Raw genomic sequence first — 8,539 nt, forward strand, 5'->3', positions numbered from 1 at the left:
CTTTAATCCCTTGGATTTACTGATAAAAAGCAAACCTTCTTTTAAATCTTGAAAAAAGTTAACCTTTTTTGATTTGATTTTTATTTTAGGTACAATCATAAACATCTCTGAAACAGCTGATATTAAAAAACTAAATCCATTTAACAAAAAGGATATAGGAGCTCCAATAATTTGTACCAAGAAACCTCCAAAAGCATTTCCCATCATATCATCGCTTGTACTAATTAATGAAACTACTGAATTAGCTTTTAGTAGTTTAGATTTTGGAACAATATCAGGCAAAATAGAATAGATGGTAGGATTAAAAAAACATCCACAAAGCCCTACAATAATTCCGCTCGAAACTACCATCCAAAGCTGTAAAAGGTCTAACTTAGCCAATATACCTGTAAAAAGTAAAGTGATGGCACAAATCATGTCACAAGAAATTAAGATGATTTTTCTATTATGCCTATCAATAAAGGTTCCTGCAAAAGGTGATATCACTATTCTAGGTACAATTGAAATCGCCATAAATAATCCCATAATGGCAGTTGAACCAGTTTTACTAAGAATCCAAACCCTAAGAGCTATATCATAGATATTATCTCCAAAAATTGAAAACAACTGTCCTTGTAATAATAATAGAAAGTTCTTATTCCATAAAGGTTCCTTTTTTATAGTTTTCATTGTTATTTCCCCCTAGTACTTTGTAATTAAGTTCGTGCATTAAAAAGCTTCATAAAAAAATAGCAGTCTCCATTTTTTATGAAGCTGCTATTGTTTATTTCTTTCTTTTTCATATATGTAGATATCAAGAGCCCTTATTCCTCTATGAGCAAGTTTTATAAATAAGATAAATGAGTAAATTCCCAGAGCTAATATTAGTATGTAGAATAAAAGTAATATAAGACCACCAGCCATAAATCTACCTCCTATAATTTAATAAAATAATTATATCATATAACTTGGTACATATGTGAATATTTATGTAATAATATGATTTAAATGGTATAATATTCATATAAGAAAATAATAATTGATGTACCTGATAATGAAGAAGATTAGAATTTTAATAGGTGAAAGCTTATGGATAACTTTTATAAAGAATTAGTAGAAATTTTTGAAGAGAATTCTGATATAGTATGGGGCGTTTCAAATATTGATTTTAGTGAATATAAGAAGTTTTATAAATGTTCATTAGTTATGGCAATACCACATAAAGAAATCATAGAAATAAGCAATTATAAGGAAGAAAAGCTAGAAGGATTGATAGAAGAAGCTAGAAATAGGATTAATGTAATTTTAGAAGATATTAAGGGAATATTAGAAAAACATAAAATTAAATATCATGTACCATCAGTTGCTCAATCAAGTGAAGAAACACTGATTGCACCATTTTCATTTAAGTTTGCAGCTGTTAATGCTGGACTTGGATGGATAGGAAAAAATGGAGTTTTGATAACAGAAAAGTATGGTCCCAGAGTAAGACTTTCCTCAATACTTATAGACCACGATCTTCCTATTGGTAATCCTATAACTAAAAGCAAATGTCCAGAAGAATGTAATTTATGTGTAGATATCTGTCCGTACAAAGCTTTGATTGGACATAATTGGAACATAAATTCTAAATGTAATGAATTGATTAATTATAAGTTGTGCAATGAAAAAAGAAGTCTTTATTTAGAAACACATAATAGAAAAAATTCCTGTGGATTATGTATGGTTGTATGTCCTATTGGGACAAAATAAAAAATAAGAAATTAAATATCTTTTTATTTATAGGCAGGTGAAAATAGTGCTTTTTAACTATACATTAGGAATCAAAGAGAAAAATGAAAAGACAAAAACAAATTATAGAGAAGCTGTGAGGGCAGTTATTTTAGAAGATGACAATATTCTCTTGGTACAAACAAACAAGGGAGATTTTAAATTTCCTGGTGGAGGAATGAACAAAGATGAAAGTCAAGAGCAAACATTAATAAGAGAAGTTAAAGAAGAAACTGGATATATAGTAGGAGCTGTAAAAGAAAAAATCGGAGTTTTTATAGAAAGAAGTTTAGATAGATATAGAAAGGATTTCGTTTTTGAGATGATTTCTACTTATTATTTATGTGAATTAACTGATGGAGTAGCTGATCAAGAATTAGATGACTATGAAATAGAGTTGGGATTTAAACCTATTTGGGTAAATCTCAATGAGGCAATTCGTGTAAATGAGGAAATAATTAAAAGTGATAGTTTAGATATAAATAAATGGATATATAGAGAAACCAAGGCTTTGAAGGCTGTTAGTGAAAACTATGATAGTTTGATTAAAGGTAAATAAGTTAGATGAAGATGGGGGATTACATGTTTATTGGAGGATGGTCTGTTTTATTTAATATTGTTTATGTTATTAATGGACTATGACCCAATGAATATTTGATATATTATTAATTTTTATAAGGAGAAAACCATGGATAAAACAAAATTATTTTCAGAGTTTCCACTTATTAAAACAAGTGAAATAACTCTTAGAAAGATAGAAAAAACTGATTTAGAAGAACTTTATTCAATATATAGTAATGAGAATTTATTTAAATACAGACCTGGTACTGCAAAAAAGAATAAAGCTACAGTTGAAAATATGATTACTCATTTTGAAAGGGATTTTGGTAAAAAGAAAACCATATTTCTTGGAATTTGTAGTAATGAAAATCTGGAGAGAATCATTGGAGTTGGGGAAATATTTGATTTTGATGATAAGGTAAATATGGCTACCATTGGATATACTTTAAATGAGGAATATTGGGGAAAAGGTTTTGCAACTAAGGCAGTGGAGGCAATGAAGGAATATTTAATAAATGTAATTGGAATTAATAGAGTACAAGCTTTTGTTATGCCTGAGAATATTAAGTCTAAAAATGTATTAGAAAGAAGTGGCTTTACAAAAGAGGGGACTATAAGACAAGGAACAGTTTGGACAGGTAAAGGAGTAGTTGATTTAGATTTATATTCATTTTTAAAATCTGATTTGTAAAATAGATTTTTATTTAATGGAGGGATAGATATGGGATGTTTAATTTGTGAGAGAATTGAAATGATAAAACAAAAGAGTAATCCATATTTAGTAATGGAACTTGAAACTGGATATGTGGTTATAGGAGATCATCAACATTTTAAAGGGTATACATTATTTTTATGTAAGCATCATGTTAGTGAATTACATGACTTACCTAAAGACTTTAGAGTTAAGTATCTAGAAGAAATGAGTATTGTTGCAGAAGCGGCATATAATGCATTTAAACCCGAAAAGATGAATTATGAATTGCTTGGAAATGGGGATTCTCATGTTCATTGGCATCTATTTCCTAGGGTTACAGGAGATACACCTAAAAAGGGACCTGTATGGTGGCTGCCAAGAGAAGAGATGTATGATGACTCAAAGCGTATACAGGGTGATGACCTTAGGAATATGGTAGAAAAGTTAGAGAAGGAACTTAAGAAATTACTGTCAAAATAAAGCTTGCTTTAATATAATGGTATTCTCAATAATTTAAGGGAGAAAGTACATGGAGAACTTTGAATGTTACAGCTTTATTTCATGCATTGATGCATATTAATATGATAAAATTTTAATATAGGCACTTAACACCGTATTATTTAAGAAATTTTACGGTGTTTTATGTTATAAACATAGATTGGGGAGAATGTTATATGAACAATTTTGTGAAAACACATGGATTAGGAAATGAATACATAGTTTTAGATGAAGAAAATATAAGTTTTAAGTTAACTGAAAAAGCAATACAAAGAATATGCAACGTGAATTTTGGAATAGGATCAGATGGAATTTTACTTAAAGTGAAATCAGTTAAAGCAGATTTTGGTTTAAAGATTTTTAATCCTGATGGTTCAGAAGCAGAAAAAAGTGGAAATGGGCTAAGAATATTTTGCAAATATGTTTATGATTATGGATTTATTAGTAATAAGGCCTTCACAGTTGAGACAAAAGGTGGCATAGTTAGAGCTAATATAGTTGAAGAAACTTCAAGTAAAAAGGCAAAGAGGATATCAGTTGATATGGGTAAGGCAAATTTTAATTCTAAAGAAATTCCTACAAGTTTTATTATGGAAGAAGTAGTAGGAGAAAAGTTACAAGTTGATGATAAGGAATATGAAGTAAACTGTGTATCTATGGGAAATCCTCATTGTGTAATCATTAAAGATAAGTTAGAGATAAATGAAATAAAAACCTATGGTAAGCTTATAGAAAATCATGAGATGTTTCCTAATAGAACTAATGTACAATTTGCAAAAGTTTTATCAAGAAATGAAGCTGAAATTCTTATATGGGAAAGAGGAGCAGGTTTTACATTAGCATCAGGAAGTTCTTCCTGTGCAGTAGCTAGTGTTTTAAAAAAGAAAAATCTAGTTGATAATGAAATAAAAACAAAAATGTTAGGGGGAGAGCTTATTATTGAAATAGATGATGAGTGGAATGTAAGAATGACTGGTGAGGTTAGACAAATAGCAGAAGGTGTTTTAAGTGATGAACTTATTGAGGATTTTAGTTGATTTATTTGAGGAACACTCTATTATTCAGAAATGGATTATAGGGTGTTTTTCTATATTAACTGTAAGTATATTTTAAAAAGGCTAAAGTAATAACATGAATTAAATGGTATAATATCCATATTATATATGGGAAATTAGAAGTGCAAATCATTATTTTGTGAAGGGGTGATGAAATGGATTTAAGATTAAAGTTTAATGAAGATCCATTAAACTACGATAAGTATAGACCAACCTATAGTGAAGAATTATTTGAAGATATTATTGATTACGAGGAATTAAATAATTCTAAAAGTGCACTTGAAATTGGGATAGGAACAGGGCAAGCTACTTTACCAATTTTAGAGTCAGGCTGTAGTGTTAGGGCTATTGAACTTGGAGGGGATTTAGCTAGGTATGTTAAAGAAAAATTTTCTTCCTTTAGGAATTTTGAAGTTCAAAATATAGGTTTTGAAGACTTTATTAGTGATAAAAATCAATATGATCTTGTATACTCTGCAACAGCATTTCATTGGATACCAGAGGACGTAGGATTTAAGAAAGTTTATGATTTATTAAAACCTGGTGGAACAATAGCTTTGTTTTGGAATCACCCATTTGTAAATCGTGATGATGATAAAATACATAGAGAAATCAGAAAAGTGTATGAAAAGTTTAAACCATCAGATAAGGAGCCTACTGAATTTAATGAAGACGCCTGCAAAAAATACACACAAATATTAGAGGAGTACGGATTCACAAATATAAAAAGTAAGATTTACAGAAAAACAAGAAAATTAAAAGCTAGTGAGTACATATCTCTTCTAGAAACTTATTCAGATCATAGACAGTGTGCTGAGGATTTAAAAAACAATTTATATAATGGAATAACAGAGGCTATAAATAAGTTTGGGGGCGAAATTAATATTTATGACACTATGGACTTGTATTTGGGGAAAAAGCCTTTAAGTGATTATGAAATTAAAAAACATAAACTTGTTTGTTTTGATTTAGATGATACATTGATTAGAGAAATACATTCTGTAATGTTACCGTGTATTTTAAATGGCAAGGAAAAAGAACATTCTTCAATACAGGAGAAAGAAGAAGTATAGCAGTTGATACTGATGATTTGATGGATATTATGAAATATATAGTAATGTTGGATGAGAAAAATATGACAGAAGAATTTGTTCCTAATGAATTTATAGTTCCTAAAGCTTTGGAAACAGAGAGTTTTAGGTTAAGAAAGTTAAGAGTAGGGGATTTAGAGAAAGATTATGAAGCAGTAATGTTCAGTAGAAAGCACATTAGAGAGCTTTATTCAGAAATAGATGATGATACCTGGCCAGAAGAGAATATGAAAATTGAAGAAAATTTAGAGGATTTATATAGACATGAAAAAGAGTTTGAAAATAGAGAAACATTTGTATATACGGTAATGACTTTAGATGAAAAATTATGCTTAGGTTGTGTTTATATAAATCCAAGCGATAAACAATGTTTTGATGCAGAAGTATATCTGTGGGCCAGAGAAATTGAGATAGAGAGAGCTCTTTATAAAACAGTTGAGAAATGGATTAAAGAGAACTGGCCTTTTAGTAATGTTGCTTATCCAATTTTTCAGATAAAAGCTAGTGAGTGGAAGAAATTAAAGTAGATTAAGTAGATGAATTAAAGGGGGCAATTATATTAAAAGAAACAAATGAGCGTATAGGGAAAATTGCTTATTTATTAATAGATAATAATAACCATTTTGGAGAAATTGAATACTGTTTAGGGAAAAAATTTCAAAACAAAGGCCTTGTAACAGAAATTACAAAGGCTGTTATTCAATTTTGAGGGATGAGTTTGTATCAAGGACACATGGTGAGGGATAGATATGAGAAACTTTACGGTTAAGAAATCAGAATTTAAGGAATGGGATTCAGTGTTAAAAAAATCTTCTTCAATTAGTATTGAAACATTAAAGACTGGAACAATTATTTGTAAGGTATCAGGATTAATTAATTTAAAGAATGAAGGTGCTAAACAAATAAAAGGTGGGTATGCTAAAATACCAGTACTAGCGCATATACTTAGGCATGAAAAATATGGGGATTATTTGATAGACACAGGATTTGACAGCACTTTTTCAAAAAAAGCTGAAGGTAATTTTAAAGGTATTCTTAGTAAATTTTATTTTAAAAAAAGGCATTTTCAAGAAAAAGATTCAGAGGGGGTTGAAAAACAACTTGAGAAAAGATCTATAAATTTAAAGGGCGTTTTTTTAACCCATATTCATGAACATGCAGCAGGAGTACCATCATTGCCAAAAGAAATACCATATATATATGGATATGGAGAAAAAGAGGTAGGGATTTTTCCGTTAGTATACTCTGACTTTTTTGCAAACAAGATAGATATACAAAAAATAGATATTCTACAGGGACAAGACATGCCTATATTAGGAAAATGCATAGATATTTTTGGAGATGGTTCCCTTTGGGCAATTTCTACTCCAGGACATACGAAAGGACACATTTCTTATCTAATTAATGGTCAAGAGTCAAAAGTTTTAATTATGGGTGATATTTGTAGCACCAAAAAAGGATTCGAAATTGGAGTTGAAACTGGCAAATATTCATCAAATATTAAGGAAGGGAGAAAAAGTTTCCTAAAATTAAAAGAGTTTGTAGATCATTATCCATACATAGAGGTTGTGTTTGGACATGAGACTGATGAATTTAAAGTGGAATACAGATAAATTAATGGGGGTAGGCTGTTGAGTAATGATTTTATTAGTTGCTTTTTAAAATCAAGATATTTGTTGATGGAAGGAGCAATAGCAGAAAGGTTAAAACGAGAATTTAATATTAAGATAGATGGACAAGTTGCTCTTGCCTCCTTTGTATATAGTGATAAAGAGAAACTAGAAATGATATATAAAGAATATATTGATGTAGCCGTGAAATTTGATATTCCGATAATGATCTCAACACCAACTAGAAGAGCTAACAGAGATAGAGTATTAGCTTCAGGTTATGATGAAAATATCATATTAGATAATGTTAGATTTTTAAAAGAGATAAAGAGTAAATATCCCTCACAAAAAATATTCGTAGGAGGGTTAATAGGTTGTGTTGGAGATGCCTATAAAGGGAAAACTATCTTTGATGAAAGGTCATCAGAAGAGTTCCATTTATGGCAGGCTAATCTATTTAAAGAAGCAAAAGTTGACTATTTATATGCAGGAATAATGCCGTGTATATCTGAAGCTTTAGGAATGGCCAAGGCTATGGATAAAACTAACATACCTTACATCATAAGTTTTATGATAAGAAATGATGGGAAACTTTTAGATGGGACAACTATAGCAGAAGCTATAAAATTTATAGATGAAAACACTACAAATAAAGCTTTATGTTTTATGAGTAACTGTGTTCACCCTAATGTTGTATTAAATGCATTAAACCAGCCTTTCAATAAAAATGAGCTAGTTAAAAGTAGGTTTATAGGCTTACAAGCTAATGCTTCAGATTTTGAACTAGAGGAGTTAGATAATTCTAAAGAACTGAAATCAACATCTCCTGAGGAATTAGCATCAAAAATGAGGTTATTGTATAATGAAGGATTTAAAATTTTTGGAGGATGTTGTGGTACTAATCAGGCATATTTGGAGGCTATAGCAGGCATATTTAGAGGAGAAAAGTAAATTAAAATTAGAAGGTTTTAAATAATATCTGTAATTTATTGTGTTACAACAGCAATTGTATACTTCGCAGTGGTAAATCATGATGTATTAAAGATATCTATAGAGAATAAAGTGAACAGTGCATTAATTTACTAAATTAAGGAGAAAAAAATGAGAATAAAAAAGTTATCTAAAGTTTCAATAATCATTGTTTTTTTAGCATGTATATTATCTATTTTTTACTTTAATAGCAAGACAATAATGTTCTCTTCAAATATGAACAAAGGTATTGATAATTATTGGAATGATAAAGTTAGTATTAAAGAAGTTAAAGACTTTGAAGAATATGGC

13 protein-coding genes are annotated in these 8,539 nt (G+C 29.5%); 11 read left to right on the forward strand and 2 right to left on the reverse strand.

All coding sequences use genetic code 11. From position 1 onward, the window contains the following. Both ACTB1H_RS08220 and ACTB1H_RS08225 read right to left on the reverse strand, forming a co-directional pair. Positions 1-669, reverse strand: a 669-nt coding sequence (locus tag ACTB1H_RS08220; RefSeq protein ID WP_463262366.1) for an MFS transporter, incomplete at its 3' end; no start/stop codon positions are given. Positions 670-756: 87 nt separating this feature from the next. Then, positions 757-903, reverse strand: coding sequence for a hypothetical protein (locus ACTB1H_RS08225; protein ID WP_463262367.1), 147 nt, complete (start codon positions 901-903; stop codon positions 757-759). Between the two features lie 165 nt (positions 904-1,068). Here ACTB1H_RS08225 and ACTB1H_RS08230 point away from each other — a divergent pair, with 165 nt between their 5' ends. From ACTB1H_RS08230 to ACTB1H_RS08280, 11 genes are all read left to right on the forward strand, one after another. After that, complete coding sequence (locus ACTB1H_RS08230) at positions 1,069-1,731, forward strand: 4Fe-4S binding protein (protein ID WP_463262368.1); 663 nt, start codon at positions 1,069-1,071, stop codon at positions 1,729-1,731. A 46-nt stretch (positions 1,732-1,777) separates the two neighbouring features. Beyond that, on the forward strand, positions 1,778-2,308 hold the full coding sequence (locus ACTB1H_RS08235; protein ID WP_463262369.1) for an NUDIX hydrolase: 531 nt from the start codon (positions 1,778-1,780) through the stop codon (positions 2,306-2,308). A 129-nt stretch (positions 2,309-2,437) separates the two neighbouring features. Then, on the forward strand, positions 2,438-3,001 hold the full coding sequence (locus ACTB1H_RS08240; RefSeq protein WP_463262370.1) for a GNAT family N-acetyltransferase: 564 nt from the start codon (positions 2,438-2,440) through the stop codon (positions 2,999-3,001). A gap of 30 nt (positions 3,002-3,031) precedes the next feature. After that, positions 3,032-3,484 (forward strand): HIT family protein, encoded by a 453-nt coding sequence (locus ACTB1H_RS08245; RefSeq protein WP_463262371.1) that lies wholly within the window; start codon positions 3,032-3,034, stop codon positions 3,482-3,484. A gap of 194 nt (positions 3,485-3,678) precedes the next feature. Then, complete coding sequence (dapF, locus tag ACTB1H_RS08250; RefSeq protein ID WP_463262372.1) at positions 3,679-4,539, forward strand: diaminopimelate epimerase; 861 nt, start codon at positions 3,679-3,681, stop codon at positions 4,537-4,539. A gap of 173 nt (positions 4,540-4,712) precedes the next feature. Beyond that, complete coding sequence (locus tag ACTB1H_RS08255) at positions 4,713-5,630, forward strand: class I SAM-dependent methyltransferase (RefSeq protein ID WP_463262373.1); 918 nt, start codon at positions 4,713-4,715, stop codon at positions 5,628-5,630. A gap of 29 nt (positions 5,631-5,659) precedes the next feature. Beyond that, on the forward strand, positions 5,660-6,175 hold the full coding sequence (locus ACTB1H_RS08260; RefSeq protein WP_463262374.1) for a hypothetical protein: 516 nt from the start codon (positions 5,660-5,662) through the stop codon (positions 6,173-6,175). Positions 6,176-6,204: 29 nt separating this feature from the next. Further along, positions 6,205-6,357: a GNAT family N-acetyltransferase gene (locus tag ACTB1H_RS08265; RefSeq protein ID WP_463262378.1), complete on the forward strand. Its 153-nt coding sequence runs from the start codon at positions 6,205-6,207 to the stop codon at positions 6,355-6,357. Positions 6,358-6,397: 40 nt separating this feature from the next. Then, positions 6,398-7,261 carry an MBL fold metallo-hydrolase gene (locus ACTB1H_RS08270; RefSeq protein WP_463262375.1) on the forward strand — a complete coding sequence of 288 codons (864 nt, stop codon included), beginning with the start codon at positions 6,398-6,400 and terminating at the stop codon, positions 7,259-7,261. Positions 7,262-7,279: 18 nt separating this feature from the next. Further along, a complete protein-coding gene (locus ACTB1H_RS08275) occupies positions 7,280-8,209 on the forward strand; it encodes a homocysteine S-methyltransferase family protein (RefSeq protein WP_463262376.1) in 930 nt (309 codons plus the stop codon). 150 nt (positions 8,210-8,359) lie between these two features. Continuing rightward, on the forward strand, positions 8,360-8,539 hold a 180-nt coding region (locus ACTB1H_RS08280), incomplete at its 3' end, for a hypothetical protein (RefSeq protein ID WP_463262377.1).

This window comes from Soehngenia sp. (assembly GCF_055108775.1).

Coding starts and splice junctions, on each gene's coding strand:
- ACTB1H_RS08230 (WP_463262368.1), top strand. CDS start 1,069: ATGGATAACTTTTATAAAGAATTAGTAGAAATTTTTGAAGAGAATTCT.
- ACTB1H_RS08240 (WP_463262370.1), top strand. CDS start 2,438: ATGGATAAAACAAAATTATTTTCAGAGTTTCCACTTATTAAAACAAGT.
- ACTB1H_RS08260 (WP_463262374.1), top strand. CDS start 5,660: ATGAAATATATAGTAATGTTGGATGAGAAAAATATGACAGAAGAATTT.
- ACTB1H_RS08225 (WP_463262367.1), bottom strand. CDS start 903: ATGGCTGGTGGTCTTATATTACTTTTATTCTACATACTAATATTAGCT.
- ACTB1H_RS08270 (WP_463262375.1), top strand. CDS start 6,398: ATGAGAAACTTTACGGTTAAGAAATCAGAATTTAAGGAATGGGATTCA.
- ACTB1H_RS08245 (WP_463262371.1), top strand. CDS start 3,032: ATGGGATGTTTAATTTGTGAGAGAATTGAAATGATAAAACAAAAGAGT.
- ACTB1H_RS08255 (WP_463262373.1), top strand. CDS start 4,713: ATGGATTTAAGATTAAAGTTTAATGAAGATCCATTAAACTACGATAAG.
- dapF (WP_463262372.1), top strand. CDS start 3,679: ATGAACAATTTTGTGAAAACACATGGATTAGGAAATGAATACATAGTT.